This is a genomic window from Actimicrobium antarcticum, assembly GCF_039536745.1.
Taxonomy (GTDB): domain Bacteria; phylum Pseudomonadota; class Gammaproteobacteria; order Burkholderiales; family Burkholderiaceae_D; genus Actimicrobium; species Actimicrobium antarcticum.
Window position 1 is genome coordinate 982,919 of sequence record NZ_BAAAZE010000008.1, and the last position, 18,960, is coordinate 1,001,878.

At 58.9% G+C, this 18,960-nt stretch carries 18 protein-coding genes; 14 read left to right on the forward strand and 4 right to left on the reverse strand.

The annotated features are described in order from the left end of the window. Positions 1-24: 24 nt before the first annotated feature. The 3 genes from dnaJ (at position 25) to ABD720_RS12440 (ending at position 4,797) form a co-directional block, all read left to right on the forward strand. Positions 25-1,170 carry a molecular chaperone DnaJ gene (gene dnaJ, locus ABD720_RS12430; RefSeq protein WP_344763615.1) on the forward strand — a complete coding sequence of 382 codons (1,146 nt, stop codon included), beginning with the start codon at positions 25-27 and terminating at the stop codon, positions 1,168-1,170. 319 nt (positions 1,171-1,489) lie between these two features. Further along, entirely contained in the window at positions 1,490-2,608 is a 1,119-nt protein-coding gene (locus tag ABD720_RS12435; protein ID WP_344763616.1) for an HD domain-containing phosphohydrolase, read from the forward strand. Between the two features lie 23 nt (positions 2,609-2,631). Continuing rightward, positions 2,632-4,797 carry a response regulator gene (locus ABD720_RS12440; RefSeq protein ID WP_344763617.1) on the forward strand — a complete coding sequence of 722 codons (2,166 nt, stop codon included), beginning with the start codon at positions 2,632-2,634 and terminating at the stop codon, positions 4,795-4,797. Positions 4,798-4,804: 7 nt separating this feature from the next. On the opposite strand, the gene ABD720_RS12445 is transcribed toward ABD720_RS12440, so the two are convergent. Beyond that, complete coding sequence (locus ABD720_RS12445) at positions 4,805-5,752, reverse strand: crotonase/enoyl-CoA hydratase family protein (RefSeq protein ID WP_344763618.1); 948 nt, start codon at positions 5,750-5,752, stop codon at positions 4,805-4,807. A gap of 258 nt (positions 5,753-6,010) precedes the next feature. Between ABD720_RS12445 and ABD720_RS12450 the strand changes: the two genes are divergently transcribed. The 6 genes from ABD720_RS12450 to ABD720_RS12475 all read left to right on the forward strand — a co-directional run bounded on the left by ABD720_RS12450 (position 6,011) and on the right by ABD720_RS12475 (position 11,942). Beyond that, complete coding sequence (locus ABD720_RS12450; RefSeq protein ID WP_344763619.1) at positions 6,011-7,174, forward strand: FAD-dependent oxidoreductase; 1,164 nt, start codon at positions 6,011-6,013, stop codon at positions 7,172-7,174. 37 nt (positions 7,175-7,211) lie between these two features. Then, positions 7,212-7,907 carry a carbonate dehydratase gene (gene can / locus ABD720_RS12455; protein ID WP_344763620.1) on the forward strand — a complete coding sequence of 232 codons (696 nt, stop codon included), beginning with the start codon at positions 7,212-7,214 and terminating at the stop codon, positions 7,905-7,907. 126 nt (positions 7,908-8,033) lie between these two features. Further along, positions 8,034-9,044 (forward strand): ABC transporter permease subunit, encoded by a 1,011-nt coding sequence (locus ABD720_RS12460; protein ID WP_344763621.1) that lies wholly within the window; start codon positions 8,034-8,036, stop codon positions 9,042-9,044. After that, complete coding sequence (locus ABD720_RS12465; RefSeq protein WP_344763622.1) at positions 9,041-9,943, forward strand: ABC transporter permease subunit; 903 nt, start codon at positions 9,041-9,043, stop codon at positions 9,941-9,943. The genes ABD720_RS12460 and ABD720_RS12465 overlap by 4 nt, the downstream gene beginning before the upstream one ends. Before the next feature lie 5 nt (positions 9,944-9,948). Then, positions 9,949-10,947 carry an oligopeptide/dipeptide ABC transporter ATP-binding protein gene (locus tag ABD720_RS12470; RefSeq protein WP_344763623.1) on the forward strand — a complete coding sequence of 333 codons (999 nt, stop codon included), beginning with the start codon at positions 9,949-9,951 and terminating at the stop codon, positions 10,945-10,947. Then, positions 10,947-11,942 carry a peptide ABC transporter ATP-binding protein gene (locus ABD720_RS12475; RefSeq protein WP_344763624.1) on the forward strand — a complete coding sequence of 332 codons (996 nt, stop codon included), beginning with the start codon at positions 10,947-10,949 and terminating at the stop codon, positions 11,940-11,942. Before ABD720_RS12470 ends, ABD720_RS12475 begins: the two co-directional genes overlap by 1 nt. Positions 11,943-12,060: 118 nt before the next feature. Here the strand turns inward: ABD720_RS12475 and ABD720_RS12480 are convergent, their stop codons facing one another. Then, positions 12,061-12,240, reverse strand: coding sequence for a hypothetical protein (locus ABD720_RS12480; protein ID WP_344763625.1), 180 nt, complete (start codon positions 12,238-12,240; stop codon positions 12,061-12,063). Positions 12,241-12,787: 547 nt separating this feature from the next. On the opposite strand from ABD720_RS12480, the gene ABD720_RS12485 reads away from it, so the two are divergent. Next, complete coding sequence (locus ABD720_RS12485; protein ID WP_344763626.1) at positions 12,788-13,963, forward strand: acetyl-CoA C-acetyltransferase; 1,176 nt, start codon at positions 12,788-12,790, stop codon at positions 13,961-13,963. Between the two features lie 52 nt (positions 13,964-14,015). Then, a complete protein-coding gene (phbB, locus tag ABD720_RS12490; RefSeq protein WP_344763627.1) occupies positions 14,016-14,756 on the forward strand; it encodes an acetoacetyl-CoA reductase in 741 nt (246 codons plus the stop codon). A gap of 68 nt (positions 14,757-14,824) precedes the next feature. Here the strand turns inward: phbB and ABD720_RS12495 are convergent, their stop codons facing one another. Beyond that, entirely contained in the window at positions 14,825-15,469 is a 645-nt protein-coding gene (locus ABD720_RS12495; protein ID WP_344763628.1) for a DsbA family protein, read from the reverse strand. A gap of 290 nt (positions 15,470-15,759) precedes the next feature. Here ABD720_RS12495 and ABD720_RS12500 point away from each other — a divergent pair, with 290 nt between their 5' ends. Genes ABD720_RS12500 through ABD720_RS12510 form a run of 3 tightly spaced genes read left to right on the forward strand, consistent with a single transcriptional unit; the run spans position 15,760 to position 18,164 of the window. Further along, on the forward strand, positions 15,760-16,017 hold the full coding sequence (locus tag ABD720_RS12500) for a BufA1 family periplasmic bufferin-type metallophore (protein WP_344763629.1): 258 nt from the start codon (positions 15,760-15,762) through the stop codon (positions 16,015-16,017). Positions 16,018-16,047: 30 nt separating this feature from the next. After that, a complete protein-coding gene (gene bufB, locus ABD720_RS12505; protein WP_344763630.1) occupies positions 16,048-17,673 on the forward strand; it encodes an MNIO family bufferin maturase in 1,626 nt (541 codons plus the stop codon). Positions 17,674-17,699: 26 nt separating this feature from the next. Continuing rightward, positions 17,700-18,164 carry a DoxX family protein gene (locus ABD720_RS12510; RefSeq protein WP_344763631.1) on the forward strand — a complete coding sequence of 155 codons (465 nt, stop codon included), beginning with the start codon at positions 17,700-17,702 and terminating at the stop codon, positions 18,162-18,164. A 93-nt stretch (positions 18,165-18,257) separates the two neighbouring features. Here the strand turns inward: ABD720_RS12510 and ABD720_RS12515 are convergent, their stop codons facing one another. Next, positions 18,258-18,956 (reverse strand): hypothetical protein, encoded by a 699-nt coding sequence (locus tag ABD720_RS12515; protein WP_344763632.1) that lies wholly within the window; start codon positions 18,954-18,956, stop codon positions 18,258-18,260. Between the last annotated feature and the right edge of the window lie 4 nt (positions 18,957-18,960).

The following is an 18,960-nucleotide window of genomic DNA, read 5'->3' on the forward strand; positions in this document are numbered from 1 at the left end:
TTAGATTTTAGAGGGTGCCGAGAAATGGCGAAGCGCGATTTTTACGAAATACTGGGTGTAGCGAAAAACGCTTCTGACGAAGATATCAAGAAGTCGTACCGCAAACTCGCGATGAAACACCATCCTGACCGTAACCCGGACAGCAAGGGATCGGAAGACAAATTCAAGGAGGCCAAGGAGGCCTACGAAATGCTGTCCGATCCGCAAAAACGCGAAGCGTATGACCGCTACGGTCACGCCGGTGTCGATCCCAATATGGGCGGCGGCGGTGGCGGCGGGGCCGGTGCAGGCGGATTCTCAGATGCCTTCGGTGACATCTTTGGCGATATTTTTGGCAATGCCGCCCGCGGCGGTGGTGGCGGTGGCCGTAGCGCCGGACCGCAGGTTTATCGCGGTGCCGATTTGCGCTACAACCTCGACATCACGCTGGAACAGGCGGCACACGGTTTCGATACCACGATCCGCGTTCCTTCCTGGGACAGCTGCGAAATCTGTCACGGCAGCGGTGCCAAGCCAGGCACGCAACCGACCACGTGTCCGACCTGTGGCGGTCATGGTCAGGTCAGGATGCAGCAGGGCTTTTTCAGCATCCAGCAAACCTGTCCGAAGTGCCATGGTACTGGCAAGGTGATTCCGGAGCCGTGCACCACGTGTGCCGGTGCCGGTCGCATCAAGCGCAACAAGACACTCGAAGTCAAAATCCCGGCCGGTATCGATGATGGCATGCGGATACGCTCGTCCGGCAACGGTGAGCCGGGCATGAACGGTGGCCCGCCCGGTGATCTGTATGTCGAAATCCATATCAAGCAGCATCCGGTGTTCCAGCGCGAAGGCGACGACCTGCATTGCGAGATTCCGATTTCATTTACCAAGGCGGCTCTTGGCGGCGAGATCGAGGTGCCGACCCTGAGTGGCAAAGCGTCATTCACCTTGCCCGAGGGTACTCAGAGCGGCAAGACATTCCGTTTGCGCAGCAAGGGTGTCAAGGGCGTGCGTTCGGGGTATGCCGGCGACCTGTTCTGCCATGTCGTGATCGAAACGCCGGTCAAGTTGACCGAGCGCCAGCGCGAGCTGTTGCGCGAGTTCGAGGAACTCACGGCAGAGGGCGGCGCGAAACACAGCCCGCAATCGAAATCCTGGAAAGAGAAGGTCAAGGGATTTTTCGAGTGATTTGACTGACTAGTGCCGTATGGCGAAAACCGCCGCGTTCCCATCTTGGGGCGCGGCGGTTTTTTTATCTCTGCATGTGGTTCGGCATTCAGTTAATCTGTGGCGATTTGATTTCCACAAAGAACTAAATGTTTGGATCGGCAACGGCTTGACAGCCGATCCACACAGAATTGGGGGGAGCTGAGCTAACCAGCCGGGCCGATGCCCGCTTTATCTTGGTCGAGATAGCCAGTCACAAGTTTTTTGTAAATTAAACAAAACGATAAGTTAACAATGCGCCTTAAATTGCGGCATACTTTGAGTTCAGGATATTACTTATATGCAAACAATGCTTGAGATCACTCCTTCAGTCGCGGCCAGTCATAGTCATCAACTACGGGCCGGTATGCCGACCGTTCTGGTGCTCGATGACCAGAGCACAGGGCGCCTGATCCTTGCCGAAGTAGTCAGGGGGATCGACCGCAACATCAATGTTGTCATGTATGACAATCCGATCGAAGCGATCGCGTATATCAGTGAAAATCCGGTCGATCTGGTGCTGACCGATTACAAAATGCCGCTGCTCGATGGTATCGAAACCATCCGTCGCATGCGCAGCCTGTACACCTACGAGCAGTTGCCAATCGTGATGACAACGGTGGTCAGCGATCGGGAAGTGCGTCACAGTGCGTTTGAAGCGGGTGCCACCGACTTTCTGATTCGTCCGGTCGATCCGATTGAATGTCGCGCGCGTTGCCAGAACCTGCTGAACTTGCGCCAGCAGTACCTCATCATCCTGAACCATGCCAGCGAACTGAAACGGCACGTCAGCGAAGTCACCCGTGCATTGCGCTTGCTTGAAGTCGATACCCTGTCTCGCGTGGCGCGCGCCGCCGATCTGCGCAATGCCATCCGTGGTCCGCATCTCAAGCGCATGGCCTGTTACTCGGCATTGATCGCGCGGGGCATGGGTTTGTCAGAGGGCGAAGTCGAAGCAATCGAGTTGGCCGTGCCGATGCATGATCTTGGCAAGGTCGGCATCCCGGATGCCGTCCTGCAAAAAAGCGGCCCGCTGACACCCGAAGAAAAAGGTGTCATGCAGTCAACTACGCAGATCGGCTACGACATCCTGAAAGACAGCCCGTCTCCGTTTCTTCAAGTAGCAGCCCGGATTGCCCTGAATCATCATGAAAAATTCGATGGCACCGGCACTCCGTCGGGTTTGCGCGGGTCGGCGATTCCGCTGGAAGCGCGCATCGTCGCGCTGGCCGAGGTATTCGATGCAATGACTTCGGCACGGCCTTACGGGAAGGCCTGGGAATGGCCCGCCGCGATCGCACATCTGGCCAGCGAAAGGGGCAAATACTTTGATCCGGAAGTGGTCGACGTATTCATTCGCCATGCCGACGAGGCCGCCACGATTTGCGCGGCGCTGGCCGATCAGCCCACATCACCGTAGCCGTGGTGAGTCGATCGCGCTCCATGCTGAACGCGTTGCGCGCTGCCATGGGGGGCGCGCGTCGCTTCGCCCGTCATCCCAACAGCGAGCATGAGCAAGGCTTGGTACGCATTGCGATTGGCGTACTGATCTGCGTCTTCGTACTTTGGCATACGCCAGTTGCCGCAATCTCTCTCCGGCTTGCGCTGGTAATCGGGTTTTTTCTGTGCCTGAGCAGCCTGATCCTGTTGTCGATTGCCTTTCATCCGCAGCCTGTGATTGCGCGGCGCGGTCTGGCAATCCTGAATGATGCAGCGGGTATTACCTGCGGTATTTTGTATGCCGGCGAACTGGGCGTGCCGCTGTACCTGTTTTATTTGTGGATCACGTTTGGCAATGGTTTTCGCTTTGGAAACGCTTACCTGTATGCCACGCTGGCGGCCTCGCTGACCGGGTTTTCGCTAGCGCTCCTGTTTGTCGATTATTGGCAGGTGCACCGGGCGCTCGGTGCTGGCTTGTGGGTCGGGATGATACTGGTTGGCCTGTATTTCAGCACGCTGGTGACCCGTCTGACCCGGGCGCTGCAACAGGAAGAAGCCGCCAATCAGGCCAAGCGCAGTTTCATTTCGTCGGTCAGCCACGAACTGCGGACGCCGCTCAATGCCATCATCGGCATGACCGATCTTCTGCAAAGCACGCACCTCGACCACGGGCAGAAGGAGATGGTGTCCAGCCTGGACAATGCCTCCCAACTAATGCTGGCACTGATCGAGGATGTGCTGGATTTCGCCAAGATCGAAGCCGGCAAGGTGGTGATCGAAGACATTGACTTCGACTTGCACCAGCTGGTTGGCGGCATCCTCGACATCTTCAAGTACCAGGTGAATGCACGCGGCCTGCAACTGGTGACCGACATCGACCCTGACACGCCCGGTGCGCTGCGCGGTGACCCCCACCATTTGCGACAAGTACTGGTCAACCTGATGTCGAATGCGATCAAGTTCACGGAACAAGGCGGTATTGTGTTACGCATCAGGTTGCCAGCCTCGGCATCGGCCTCGGCACCGCGAGATATCGACCATGTGCGCCTGCGCTTTGAGGTGGAAGACACTGGTATCGGCATCGGGCCAGCTGCGCAAGGCCGCATTTTCGACAGTTTCGTGCAGGCAGACGAATCGACCACGAGGCGATACGGCGGTACCGGACTGGGCACCACCATTTCGCGCCAGCTGGTCGGGCTGATGGGTGGGGAGCTTGGTCTGCGCAGTACACTTGGCGTCGGCAGTACTTTCTGGTTTGAACTTGATGTCTGCCGACAGCAGCCGACTCTGACTGGTGCGCCGGTGGCCTTGACGATGTCGCCACCGCCGCCATTGCCCGTGACGCCGTTCATACCGTTGCGCTTGCTGGTCGCCGACGACAATGCCACCAACCGCACCGTGATCCGCCAGATGCTGGAGCGCGCCGGTCATCAGTGCGTACTGGCCGAGGATGGGGAACAGGTGCTGGACCAGCTCGAACAGGACAGTTTCGATGCCGTGATCCTGGACATGAATATGCCCAACATGAATGGACTCGAAGCGGCACGGGCAATTCGCTTCATGGAATCGCCGGGTAGCCATTTGCCGCTGATCATGCTTTCCGCAGACGTCAATGCCGAGACCCGCGCCGACTGTGCGACAGCAGGTATCGATCACTTTTTATCCAAGCCGATCCGTATAGATGCCTTGCTGCAAACCCTGGACGGGTTGATCCTGCAGTATGGCAAGATGCGGCTGCCCGCCATGTCGCAGCGCGAGGCGCTGGTACGACCGTTGCTGATACAGCCGGATGCCGCCGCCGTGGTGCTCAATTACGCCACGCTGGCCGAGCTCGACGCGATCGGCCAGAATCCGCAATTCGTGTCTGGCCTGATGACGGGTTTCATCGTTGATGCGCGCTCGCTGATGGCGCAGGTGGAACAGGCGCGCGAGGACAACGACATCGCCCGGCTGAGGGATGTCCTGCATGCCTTGAAAGGCTCGGCAATGAGTATCGGAGCACTAGCCCTGCGCTCCACGTGTGCCGCACTGGAAGACGCCAGTGATGCCGACCTCGCGCGTGATCCGTCAGCCGTTGTGGCGCTGCTGCAGGATGCAGTGACCACACTGCTGGCCGCGCTCGACCAATACCAATGTACCCGCCAGCAATTGCTGGCAAAGGTGCACTGAGCTTTTTTTAGCCATGTGCCAGGGACAGTTCCTGCGGTTCCAGTGCAGTGCCGCTGTCACGTGCTTCCTGCTGGCGCAATTGCGAACGCACCAGTCGGCCCATCATTTTCAGATCCTTGTCTTGCAGGCGCAATGCCGCATCGACCCATACTTCGGTAATGCCGATCAGCTCGTCATACGACACCGGTTGCGTGTGGCGACGGCATTCGAACAGCGCGCGCATGCCGTTCAGATGTCGTCCGTGTTGCCGCGCGTAGTTGGTAACCGCCGCTTCGCCCTGGCCGGTTGGCACGACCAGGTCGACCAGTCCCAGAGCAAACATCTCCTGTGCCGTATAAATTTTTCCGCTCAGGATGATTTCTTCGGCCTTGCGGGCTCCGACCCGGCGACTCAGCAAGCTGTAGGCGCCCATGCCCGGAAACAGATTGAACAGGATTTCCGGAAAACCCATGCGTGCGTGTTCTTCGGCGATCAGGACATGGCTGGCCAGTGCGCTCTCAAAACCTCCACCCAGTGCCTCGCCCTGGATCAGCGAGATTGTGGTGACATTGGTTTTGAAGCTTTCCAGCCGATGCTGCAGGGTATCGACACACAGGCGGGCGTAATGCAACAGGGCCTCGCGGTCGCGCGAGCTGATCAATTGCCTGAACAACGCCAGGTCACCGCCATAGCTGAACACATCCGGAATGCGCGACGCACCCACATGAAAATCTACCGGATACAGAGTCCCGTCAATCTCCACCTGGCCGCGATTGATTTCCAGTCGCTTGTCGCTGCGGCGGATTTCGTTGAGCAGGCCGAGGTTGAAGCAGGGCGCTCCGGCAGGTTTCATGAACGTCCACAACACCTTGTTTTCGGCGTCATATTCCACGTCGATCTGGCGAAATGCGGTGACGGGTATGCCTGCCGATGTCAGCGGCAGGCGCAAATTCTTGTGTTCGGTCATTGCGTTCATGATGTTTGCCTTTTGTGTGGTCCGGATTTTGCCGCTGCTTGCTTGGTGGGTGATTTTCAAGTTCGGACTTAGTGTAGGCAGGTTGTCGAACAATCAAATCGCAGAAAAGGATGGCTTTTCTCTAATATAAAATGCTTTTAAAAAAGTGTTTCATAGGAAATTTCGACGGATGTCACAACCTATTCCCCAGGTGCGTGCGGCTCGCCGGGTCGCACTGCGTGGTAAGGTGAGCCTCCTTATTTTTGCCACACACCGACGTTGAACGCCTCTCAAAAACGACTGCTGCTGATCGGTGGCGGTCACTCCCACCTGTTTGTCCTCGAAGCCTTGCGCAAGCAACCGTCCGCCGCGCGGGCGCAGCTGGATGTCACGCTGCTGAGCAGCGATCTGGACACGCCGTATTCCGGCATGCTGCCTGGGCTGGTTGCCGGACATTACCGCAGCAGCGAATGCCATGTCGACCTGCGCGCGCTGGCCGCTGAGGCTGGCGTGCACCTGCTGCCTGCGACGGTCGAACGGCTCGATCTGACGCGCAATTGCGCCTATTCGGCGACCGACTCCTGGTCATTCGACGTGGTCTCGCTGGATATCGGCTCGACGCCTCCGGTCAACAGCATTCCCGGCGCGCGCGGTCTCGGATTGACGGTCAAGCCGATTGACCGTTTCCTGCAGCAGTGGGCCGGCTTGCAAAGCCACGTTGATGCGCTGGCTCGCCCGATCCATCTGGTGATGGTCGGCGGTGGCGCTGGCGGGGTGGAACTGGTGCTGGCCATGGCGCACCGGTTGCAGGCGCACCGGCATCAGGTCAAATGGTCGCTGGTCAGCCGCGGCGATCTGTTGCCCGGCTATCCGCGTCGCGCCGCCCGGCTGATGGCGCAGCGACTCGCCGCGGCGGGTATCGCCATTCGCACCGGCAGCGCCATCGTGCGCGCCGAAGCCGACCGGATTTATTTTGCCGATGGCAGCCAGGCGGCCTGCGACCAAGTGCTCTGGGCTACCGGTTCGGCTGCGCAGTCGTGGCCGGGTGCGGCCGGTCTGGCGTGCGTGGACGACGGCTTCATCAGCGTTAATGCGCACTTGCAATCGGTTAGCCATCCGCACGTGTTCGCCGCCGGCGACATCGCCACCGATACGACACAACCCCGGCCCAAGGCCGGCGTGTTTGCGGTGCGCCAGGGACCGGTGCTGGCAGACAACCTGCTGCGGTATGCCTCCGGCCAGCCGCTGTTGCAGTACCGGGCGCAGCGCGATTACCTGTCGCTGCTGTCGACGGGCGGGCGTCACGCGATCGGTTGCTGGTATGGACTGGTGTGGCAAGGCGACTGGGTCTGGCAATGGAAGAACAGGATAGATCGGAAGTTCATGGCACGATTCAGCGCACCATTTGAAGCAAATCGCATTACCCCACCGGCAAGTCTGTAAAATCACGCGCGTCTTGATCTATCCAGAAAGCAATGCCATGACCGAGCAACCTACCAACAGCACTGCAGACGAAGTCACCGACAGCGCCGGGCTGGAACACCTGTTTGACAAGAACCGTGACTGGGCCGCGTCGATGATCAGTCAGGATGCCGGCTTTTTTGAAAAGCTGGCCGCACAGCAGTCACCGGATTATCTGTGGATCGGCTGCTCCGACAGCCGCGTGCCCGCCAACGAAATCGTCAACCTGCTTCCCGGCGAGTTATTCGTGCACCGCAACGTCGCCAATGTGGTGTGCCACTCCGACCTGAATTGCCTGTCGGTGATGCAGTTCGCCATCGATGTGCTGAAGGTCAGGCACATCATCGTCTCTGGCCATTACGGTTGTTCCGGCGTGCATGCTGCACTGACCGGCCGCCGGGTCGGTTTGGCCGACAACTGGTTGCGCCATGTGCAGGACGTGCACCAGAAGCACGGCCGTTATTTCAACGAGACGATTCCGAAAGGCGAGCAGCTCGATCGCCTGTGCGAACTCAACGTCATCGAACAGGTCGGCAATGTCTGCCAGACCACGCTGGTGCAGGACGCCTGGGAGCGCGGCCAGGAACTGACCATACACAGCTGGATTTACGGCATCAAGGATGGCTTGCTGCGCGATCTGGGGGTGACCGTCAGCGGCATCGGGGATCTGGCGCAGAAGATGCCTGCGGTCCTCGCACGGTATGAAATCGCCTAGCAACCTGATCATGGAGTGACCGGACTGTCGTGCGCAGTGGCGGGTCTGTCCGCTACAATGCGTGCGATTCAGCGCTGGTTCACGAGACCTCGATGCGCTTCACGTCATTGATCGAACAGGTATCCCATGTTTGGATTTTTCTTGCGTCGTGCCGGGCTGGTCATACCGACCTTCCTTGGTATTACGTTACTGGTGTTTTCCCTGATCCACATGATCCCCGGCGATGCCGTCGAGGCCATGTCCGGCGAGCGCGGCATGGACGCGGCGCGCTATGCCCGCCTGCTGCACGAATTCGGCCTCGACCGTCCTCTGTACGTGCAGTACCTCGACTATCTCCGGCATGTGCTGCAAGGCGACCTCGGCCGATCGATCACGACGCAGGAACCTGTTCTGCGTGAATTCCTGACGCTGTTCCCTGCCACCATCGAGCTGTCGGTCTGCGCGATGCTGGTGGCATTGTGTATTGGCATTCCGGCCGGAATTCTGGCTGCGCTCAAGCGCAATACCGTGCTCGATTATTCCGTGATGGGGGTCTCGCTGACCGGGTATTCGATGCCGGTATTCTGGTGGGCGCTGCTGCTGATCATGCTGTTCTCGGTGACGCTGGGCTGGACGCCGGTATCGGGTCGCATCGATATCCTGTTCGACCTGCCGCCCGTGACGGGTTTTATGCTGATCGACAGCCTGCTGTCGGGCGAGCCGGGTGCCTTCAAGTCTGCAGTCTCGCACCTGATTTTGCCGGCCATCGCTCTCGGCACGATTCCGTTGGCGGTGGTGGCGCGCATGACCCGGTCGGCGATGCTGGAAGTACTGCGTGAAGATTACGTGCGTACCGCGCGGGCCAAGGGGCTGTCGCGCTGGCGCGTGGTCGGCGTGCATGCGCTGCGCAATGCGCTGATCCCGGTGATTACCGTGATCGGCCTGCAAGTCGGTACGCTACTGGCCGGCGCGATTCTGACCGAGACGATATTTTCGTGGCCCGGTATCGGCAAGTGGCTGGTCGAAGCGATCCGGCGACGCGATTATCCGGTCGTGCAGGGCGGCATCCTGCTGTCGGCCAGCATCATCATTCTGGTCAATCTGATCGTCGACATTCTGTACGGTGTCATCAATCCACGCATCCGGCACAGCGCATGAGTACCTCCGGCATTCCATCGACATCGCTGCAGCAGCAACCCCCTCATCCACTGCGCGAGCTGTGGAATTACTTCAGCCAGAATCGCGGCGCCGTGATCGGTCTGGTGGTGGTACTCCTGCTGGTGCTGATCGCGCTATCGGCCGACCTGATTGCACCGCATTCGCCGATCGAACAGTTCCGCGACGCGACACTGGCACCGCCGATGTGGCAGGCCGGTGGCAGCAGCAAATTCATCCTCGGCACCGATCCGGTCGGGCGCGACATGCTGTCGCGGCTGATCCATGGCACCCGTTTGTCGCTGGTCATCGGACTGGTGTCGGTGACGCTGTCGCTGACGATCGGTGTGGTGCTCGGCCTGATCGCCGGTTTTTTCAGGGGCGTGGTGGAAATCGCGCTGATGCGCCTGATGGATGTGATGCTGGCGCTGCCCAGCCTGCTGCTGGCGGTAGCGGTGGTCGCTATCCTCGGGCCTGGCCTGATGAATGCGATGTATGCGATCGCCATCGTGATGCTGCCGCACTATGCCCGGCAAACCCGGGCAGCGGTGATCGGCGAAATGCAGAAGGATTACGTCAGTGCGTCGCGCATTGCCGGTGCCGGTACGGTACGGCTGATGTTCAATTGCGTGCTGCCCAATTGTGCAGCACCGCTGATCGTGCAGGCCACGCTGGGATTTTCGAGTGCGATCCTGGATGCCGCGGCACTGGGTTTCCTCGGGCTAGGCGCACAACCGCCGACGCCGGAGTGGGGCTCGATGCTGGCCAGTGCACTGGAATTCATCCAGAGCGCCTGGTGGGTCGTGACCTTTCCGGGGCTGGCGATTCTGGTCTCGGTCCTGGCCTTCAACCTGATGGGCGATGGTTTGCGGGATGCGCTCGATCCGAAACTGAAACGGTAACCACGATGGCTCTTCTCGAACTACAGAATCTGCGCGTCGAATTCGGTGCAGAAAAATCCCCCTTCACGGCCGTCGATGGCCTCGATCTGACGATCGATGAAGGCGAAGTGGTCGGCATCGTCGGCGAATCCGGTTCCGGCAAAAGCGTCACCTCGCTGGCGCTGATGGGCCTGATCGATTATCCGGGCCGGGTCAAGGCCACGCGCATGGCGTTCGATGGGCGTGACCTGCAAACCATGCCCGAGCGCGAACGGCGCAGCCTGCTCGGCAAGGATATCGCGATGATCTTTCAGGACCCGATGACCAGCCTCAACCCATGCTTCACGGTGGCGTTCCAGTTGATCGAAACATTGCGCGTGCATCAGCGCGGCAGCAAATCCGAACTGCGCGCGCAAGCGCTGCAACTGCTCAGGCAGGTCGATATTCCCGATCCCGAACGCCGTCTGGATGCCTACCCGCATCAGCTCTCCGGCGGCATGAGCCAGCGCGTGATGGTGGCCATGGCCATCGCCTGCAATCCGCGCTTGCTGATTGCCGATGAACCAACCACCGCGCTCGACGTGACGGTGCAGGCGCAAATGCTGGAACTGCTGCTGCAATTGCAGCGCGAGCGTGGCATGGCGCTGATGCTGATCACGCACGACCTGAGCGTGATCGCGCAGACCGCCCAGCGCGTCGTGGTGATGTATGCAGGGCAGGTGGTCGAGACCGGCCGCGTGCCACAACTCTTCACGGCGCCGACCCATCCGTACACCCAGGCGCTGCTGGCTGCACTGCCGGAACACAATCTGGGTCGGGCCCGCTTGCAGACCATTCCGGGCGTAGTGCCCGGCCAGTTCGATCGTCCGGTTGGCTGTCTGCTCAGTCCGCGCTGTGCCTATGCGACCGAGTTGTGTCGTACCCAGCGTCCGGCGCTGACTGGTCCTGCCGAAGCGCAAGTGCGTTGCCATTTCCCGCTCGATGCTGCGGGCCAGCCCACCAACAATTGGCAGAAGGCAGCGTGATGAACGATTCGATTACTCCGACCCGGTCGCCGGTACTGCTGCAGGCTAAAAATCTATCGAAATACTACCCGGTCTCGCAAGGCTTCCTGAAACCGGCCGCCTCTGCCCGCGCGCTCGACGGCGTTTCGTTCACGCTGGTGGCTGGCAAGACGCTGGCCGTGGTGGGGGAGTCCGGTTGCGGCAAGTCGACGCTGGCACGCCAGATCACGATGATCGAACCATCCACTGGTGGTGAGCTCTGGATGGACGGCGCCAACGTCGCCACGGCAGACCGGGCGACACTGAAGCGGGTGCGCCCGCTGGTGCAGATGGTGTTCCAGAACCCGTACGCCAGCTTGAACCCGCGCAAGAAAGTCGGCGCCATGCTGGAAGAACCGCTCGAAATCAATACACGCCTGGACAAGCCTGCGCGTGCTGTCAAGGCGCTGGCAATGATGGAAAAAGTCGGTTTGCGACCCGAGCATTACGGTCGCTATCCGCACATGTTTTCTGGTGGTCAGCGCCAGCGGATTGCGATCGCCCGGGCCTTGATGCTGGACCCGAAAGTGATCGTCGCTGACGAACCGGTATCGGCACTGGATGTGTCGATTCAGGCGCAGGTACTTAATTTGCTGATGGATTTGCAGCAAGCCAGTGGCGTCGCCTACCTGTTCATTTCACACAATCTGGCGGTGGTCGAACATATTGCCGACGAGGTGATGGTGATGTATCTCGGGAAAGCGGTAGAGCACGGCAGCAAGACGCAATTATTTGCGCGACCACTGCATCCCTACACCCGGGCTTTGCTGTCCAGTACGCCGCGCATCGATCCGGCGCAGCGTCAGGAAAAAATGATTCTGACCGGTGAATTGCCGTCGCCGATGGCGCCGCCGCCCGGATGTGCGTTCAACAGCCGTTGTCCGTTTGCGATCGACCGTTGTCGCGTCGAGGAGCCGGTGCTCACCGAACATGAAGGAAGGTTGGTGGCTTGCCATCGGGTGACGGAAATTAATTAGTCGCGTGTGGAGACAATCAGTTTTCAGGCTGGACTGACGACGTGACCAGTCACAGCAACAGTCGAGTGCGCAGGCGCGAATCACATCGTTGATTTGACGCCGTGGTACCGCGTCGGCATCAGTCGCCGAACAGATCGTCGTCTTCGGTTTTTTTCTCCCGTGCTTCCTCGATCATCCGGCGATCCTTGATGCGCTTGCGGATGATGATGGCATGCTGCTCTGCCGTCATCGGCGGTGCGGTCATGATTTCCTTGAGTTCGGCAGTGTTGCTGTAGTTGTTCTTATTGAGATGGTTCAATTTACAGACTCCATTGAAAGTCGATCTGCAATAATTGCCCGCCAGGAGTGCTGCGGGAGATGCCTTCTGTCGCGCGCCACGTGGATATCGACGGCATGGAACAGTTGCCGCGCTAACCTATTCTGCCACAAAGCAACCGGCTGACCGTACGCCGTTTTCCCTGGCGACACCGAACAGGCTGTTTTTTTCAAACGTCGTCTTTTCTGCATGTGCTGCGCGAATTGTGCGCCGCGTCAGGGGGAGTGGTCGCGGTAGTCGGGCGAGCGCGGCTTTGCACGGTATGCCGTGGCGCCGAAAAAATCCGGATTCATGCCACTGCAATGATCCATGATGGTGGCGAGATGCTGCGCCGCACCCGACATGTCGCAAAAAAAACTCTCTGAAACTCGCAGTACATCAATGGTTCGCCCCTATCCGCGCATTACAAAATGCGCAATACTCAGTGCGCCTGAAAAACAAATGGTAGTTTCATGGTTTTTTAGTCCGCGACCCGGTCCTTCCGGGAAACGCCCGGCACCACCATCAATGATTACATCTGGAGAACAGAATGAATGAAGTTGTCATCGTCGCAGCCCTCAGAACAGCGGTCGGAAAATTTGGCGGCACGCTGGCAAAAATTCCTGCAGTGGACCTTGGCGCACATGTGATCAAGGCCTTGCTGGCGCAGACCGGTATCGATCCGAAGCTTGTCAGCGAAGTCATCATGGGCCAGGTACTGACAGCCGGTTGCGGCCAGAATCCCGCCCGTCAGGCATTGATCCATGCAGGCCTGCCAGACATGGTGCCCGGGATGACGATCGGCAAGGTCTGCGGCAGCGGCCTGAAAGCGACCCATCTGGCAGCACAGGCAATTCGCTGTGGCGATGCCGACATCATCATCGCAGGCGGCCAGGAAAACATGAGTGCCTCGCCGCACGTCCTGAATGGCTCGCGTGATGGTTTCCGCATGGGGGATGCAAAGCTGGTCGATACGATGATCGTCGACGGTTTGTGGGATGCCTTCAATCAGTACCACATGGGTACCACTGCCGAGAACGTCGCCAAAAAATACGAAATCACCCGTGCCGAGCAGGATGCATTTGCGCAAGCATCGCAAAACAAAGCGGAAGCTGCGCAAAAAGCCGGCAAATTCAAGGACGAAATCGTCCCTCTCGAGATCGTCCAGAAGAAGGGCAATATTCAGTTCGATGCGGACGAATACATCAAGGCCGGCACCACGCTGGAGTCCCTGAGCGGTTTGCGACCTGCCTTCGCCAAGGATGGCACCGTGACCGCCGGGAATGCGTCAGGTTTGAATGACGGCGCTGCAGCGGTCATGATGATGTCGGCCCAAAAAGCCAAGGAACTCGGTCTGACACCGCTGGCGCGCATCAAAGCGTACTCGTCAGCCGGACTCGACCCGAGCATCATGGGGATGGGCCCTGTGCCTGCAGCCCAGTTGTGCCTGAAAAAAGCTGGCTGGACACATCAGGACCTGGATCTGATGGAAATCAACGAAGCGTTTGCTGCACAGGCAATCGCAGTCAACAAGCAAATGGGCTGGGATACCAGCAAGATCAACGTCAACGGCGGTGCGATTGCGTTGGGCCACCCGATCGGAGCGTCAGGTTGCCGCATCCTTGTAACGTTGATCCACGAAATGATCCGGCGTGACGCCAAGCGCGGACTCGCCAGCCTGTGTATCGGCGGCGGCATGGGCGTCGCACTGGCAATCGAGCGGTAATCGGCAAAAAACGAAGCCGAACAATAATTTTATTGATATAGAGGAGACGAACATGGCACGTGTTGCATTGGTTACCGGCGGTATGGGTGGTTTGGGTGAAGCAGTTTGTATCAAGTTGGCGGCGCTGGGTTATCAGGTCGTCACCACCTATTCACCCGGCAACGGCAAGTCGGCTGCCTGGCTGGCCGAGATGGAAAAACTGGGCTACAGCTTCCGCGCGTATCCCTGTGACGTGGCTGATTATGATTCGGCGGCAGCATGTGCTGCAGCTGTCGCTGCCGAAATCGGTCCGATCGATGTGCTGGTGAACAATGCCGGCATCACGCGCGACATGACCTTCAAGAAAATGGACAAGCCAAACTGGGATGCCGTGATTGGGACCAATCTGGACTCCGTTTTCAACATGACCAAACCGGTCTGTGATGGCATGGTCGAACGGGGCTGGGGTCGCATCATCAATATCTCGTCAGTCAACGGCCAGAAGGGTGCTTTCGGTCAGACCAATTACTCGGCTGCAAAGGCCGGCATGCACGGGTTCACGAAGGCACTGGCACTGGAAGTGGCGCGCAAGGGCGTGACAGTAAACACGATTTCGCCGGGCTACATCGGTACCAAGATGGTCATGGCGATTGCGCAAGAGGTACTCGATACCAAGATCATTCCGCAAATTCCAATGGCGCGCCTGGGCAAGCCGGAAGAGGTCGCGGGACTGGTCGCTTATCTGGCGTCGGATGAAGCAGCGTTCCTGACCGGTGCGAATATCGCCATCAATGGTGGCCAGCACATGTGCTGATGCAGCGCATTCTCTGAAGTGCAATGAATGACGTCTGCCCGTGATCCGGGCCGACGTCATTTTTTTGGTCAGGCTTGCGGGCTGTTATCCACCAGCATTTGCAATTGCTCGATCAGTGCGGGCATCCGGGTGTAGCCCGAGGTCACCATGTCGAGCTGGCCATTGCGCTCCAGCACCAGCATCGGAAAGCCATCGATTTTCCAGTTCTTGGTCTGGACAAAATCGGCATGGGTCGCCATGACGATTTTCTCTGACGACCACAGAGTCTCAAAGGCTGCTGCATCGATCGGGAAACCGGCTGCTGTCAACGCCTTGCTGGCGACTTCGGCCAGCACATTGGCGCGCGTCACATCGCGTCCTTCCACGTAAAAGGCATGCTGGACGGCGCTGAAGACGGCCAGTGATGCGGATGGTGCGATGCTGCGTGCCGCCACGACGGCGCGGCAGGCGGGTTCGGTGTTATAGACGAAGCCCGGTTGCTCGATTGCTTGATCTGACATGGCAAGCCCACTGGTCTCGTGGACTTTTTTCCAGTGCGTCATCAAGTCTTCTTTCATGGCCTCGTCCATGACGTCGGTGCTGTAGGCACGCAGGCCACCGACGATGATTTCGACGGGCAGGCCGGGTAGTCCCTCCAGCAAGGCAGACAGCTCCGGGCCAAAGCCGTAGCACCACGAACACATGGGATCGGCGATATAAATGAGGTTAGGCATCGGCATGCTCTTTCAGAAATGGGAACACCAATGAGTGTAAATGATGACTTGTCGCAGGACTAAAAAATTTGAGGCAGGATACGATGTCTTGCCGAATCGCCAGCATGCGGTTCGGACGGCTTCCGTGGATTTTACTTAGCGTTTCAACTGCCCTGCAGATTGGTGATTTATTTTTGGAATGCGGTGTAAGAATAGGTTGCCGGTCACGACTAGATCACAGCTACACCGTTGTACGGAAATTCAGTAGGTCCACTCGCACGTTTCTCAATCAATTTTTAAAGGAATCTCTCATGAACACACGTCAAGCTCTGCTCGCTACCGCCCTGTCTGCTGTCTGCCTCGCCGGTCTGACTTCCGCCAATGCCGCCGAAGACAAGGAAAAATGTTTTGGTATTGCCAAGGCCGGTCAAAACGATTGCGCCACTGCCAGCGGCAGCCATTCCTGCGCTGGTCAGGCCAAGAAGGACATGGACGCCAACGAATGGAAATATGTCGCCAAAGGCACCTGCGAAAAAGCGGGTGGCAAGATGATGGCACCGTCGAAGTAATTAGCACCGACATCAGCGTCGAGCGGAGCCATGCAATCTTTTCCAGCGCCAGATCACTCATCCACTGCACGGCTTGGCGTCGGCATCGGATTGCGTGCTCCTCACTACCGCGAGTTTCTGGAGCATCGTCCGAAAGTGGACTGGCTCGAAGTCCATACCGAAAATTATCTGGAGTCCGGCGGCTGGGATGCCCATGTACTGGACCAGCTGCGGCAGGATTATCCGATCAGCCTGCACGGTGTCGGATTGGGAATAGGATCAGCCGCCGGTTTTTCGGAGTCGCACCTGCAACGCGTTTGCGCCACCGTGCGCCGGATCGATCCGGTCCTGGTCTCGGAACATCTTTGCTGGGGCGCTGTGCAGGACCGCCACCTGAACGATTTGCTGCCGATGCCGCTGACCAGTGATGCACTGCTGCTGGTGTCCGAGCGGGTCGACCGCATCCAGCAAGCGCTGGGTCGTCGCCTGCTGATCGAAAACGTATCGACCTACCTGCGCTTCCGTGACGATGCCATGAGCGAAGCCGAATTCCTGGCAGCTCTCAGCAGCCGCACCGGTTGCGGTGTTTTGCTCGATATTAATAATCTCTACGTCAATCAACATAATCACGGCGAAGCGGCCATGGCCGCTTTCGACGTTTTGCCGCGTGACTGCATCGGCGAATTCCATCTGGCCGGACATCTCGTGACGGCCGATGTGCTGATCGACAATCATGGTGACCGGGTCGCGCCCGCGGTCTGGTCGCTCTATCGCGAAGCCCTGCAGCGCTTTGGTCCGGTACCGACGCTCATCGAGTGGGACACCGATATTCCTGCGCTGGAGATTCTGCTGGATGAGGCCAGGCAAGCGCGCGAGATCGCCGCCACGGTGCAAGCGTTGCAGCACGCCGGCTCGCTGGTGACTGCGCAGAGCCGGATGTCGGCCGCCTTGTTCGATGCCCGAACCGAAGCCGATGCCGTGCCGTTGTTCAAGGGCGATGCGCAGCAGGTGAGCCAGCGGATCGCGCTCTACCGCGGCAACCTGAGTGCGACCTGGAGCAAGACGCTGGCGGCGGCCTATCCGGTGTTGCAAGCACTGGTCGGCGAAGAATTTTTTGATGCGCTGGCAAGGGCGTATGGCAAACAGCATCCGTCCAGTGATGGCGACCTGAACCAGTACGGCGCCGACTTTGCCGGGTTCCTGGCAGACTTTCCGCATGTTGCCGACTTCCCGTATTTTCCGGACATGGCCCGCTGTGAATGGGCAGTGCATCGGGCGCACTATGCGGGCGCATCGGCCACTCTGGATGCCACATCGCTGGCCGCTTTTACACCAGAGCAGTTCGAGCAGGCGCGCTTTCGATTCCATCCGGCGTGCTGCCTGATCGCCACGCCATGGGCGGTGGCCGACCTCTGGCTGGCGCATCAGCCAGGCACTACGGCGATCTTCCCGACCGACATGGCGATGGACAATTTTGCGGTGACGGTGCGTCCGCATTGGCGCAGTGCACTGTTGCCGCTGAGTCGTGCCGGCCATGCCGCACTGGATACCTTGCAGCGTGACGGCACCCTGGGCGACGCCATCGACGCGGCGCTCGCCATCGATGCCGGATTTGATTTGGCCGGGCACTTGCAGCAATGGACCAGCCATGCCGTGCTGGTACCAGCAAATCGCTGAATTCTTACCTTGAGGACCATCCGTACATGACCACTTTTTTGCGTTTGCATGATGTCTCGTCGCGTTTCGACACGGCCTTGCAGGAGTTTGGTGGCTCGGCTTTCGCACTCGTATTGCGCGTGTTTATTGCATGGCAATTCTTCAAATCCGGACTGGTCAAAGTGGCGGATTGGGGATCGACGGTGGCGCTGTTCCGGGATGAATATCATGTTCCGCTGGTACCGCCGGAACTTGCCGCGGCGATGGGTGCAGCCGGCGAACTGGTGTTGCCGGTATTGCTGGTGGTGGGTCTGTTTTCGCGACCGGCAGCACTGGGTTTGTTCGCGGTGAACTTGATCGCCGTTATTTCTTATCCGCAGCTGTTCACGTTCGAGTGCCCGGCTGCGCTGAATGACCATTTTTACTGGGGTGCGTTATTGCTGGTACTGGTGGCATGGGGACCGGGCAAGGTGTCCATGGATGCGTGGTTGCATCGACGTGCCGTATTGTGATGCGGGAGAAACGGCCCGGTGCGATGCAAAGGCATGACGCAGCGCCGCCTACGCTCGGGTGCGGTATCCCGTGTATTCCGCCTAGCTACCCTGTCAAGGCTTGACCCACGACGTCATCCGCGCTTGTGACGCCGTTCTGAATTCGATATTGGTGACCCCGATTGCACCGGCAGGACCGGTCAGGAATCCCAGCCCCGGCTTGATCGGAAACAGGAAGTTGTCACGCAAAAAGACATCGGTGTGGCAGTTCGCACTGGCATTGTACAAATGCGGTTTGATTTCCTGCCAGACACCTTCGCCGATCCAGCCATACAGGAACAGCTGGTTCGGATACAGCGCGCTATCCATATCCAGATAGGCTTTCTGTCCGGGCTGCAGTACCGGATGCGGCGGAGGCGCATCGCCGATCGACAGGTCGATCCAGCCGTCGTTGACCGGATAGGCCTGCTCGGTTTCGTAACGCGATGGCTTGAGTAGCAACTGCCATTTGCAACCGAATTCCGCACGTTTTTCGAGGCCATATTTTTCTGTCCACATGGACTGCCCGTCGCTGACGGTGAGCTGGGTACGGATGATCTGACCAACCAGCGACGGTTCGAGCAGGCGAATTTCATCGAGGTTTTCATGCAGGTTCCAGAACAGCCATTTGGTGCGCTCGCTGTCGGACATCGCCGCGAGATCCCGCAAGGGCCGCAACCCGTACGGCTCGATCGACCTGATGACGTCGCGGCGATTTTTTTCATGCAGGTCATCAAGTTCGATGGCGCTCTTTTTTGCAGATTCAGTATCCATCAGC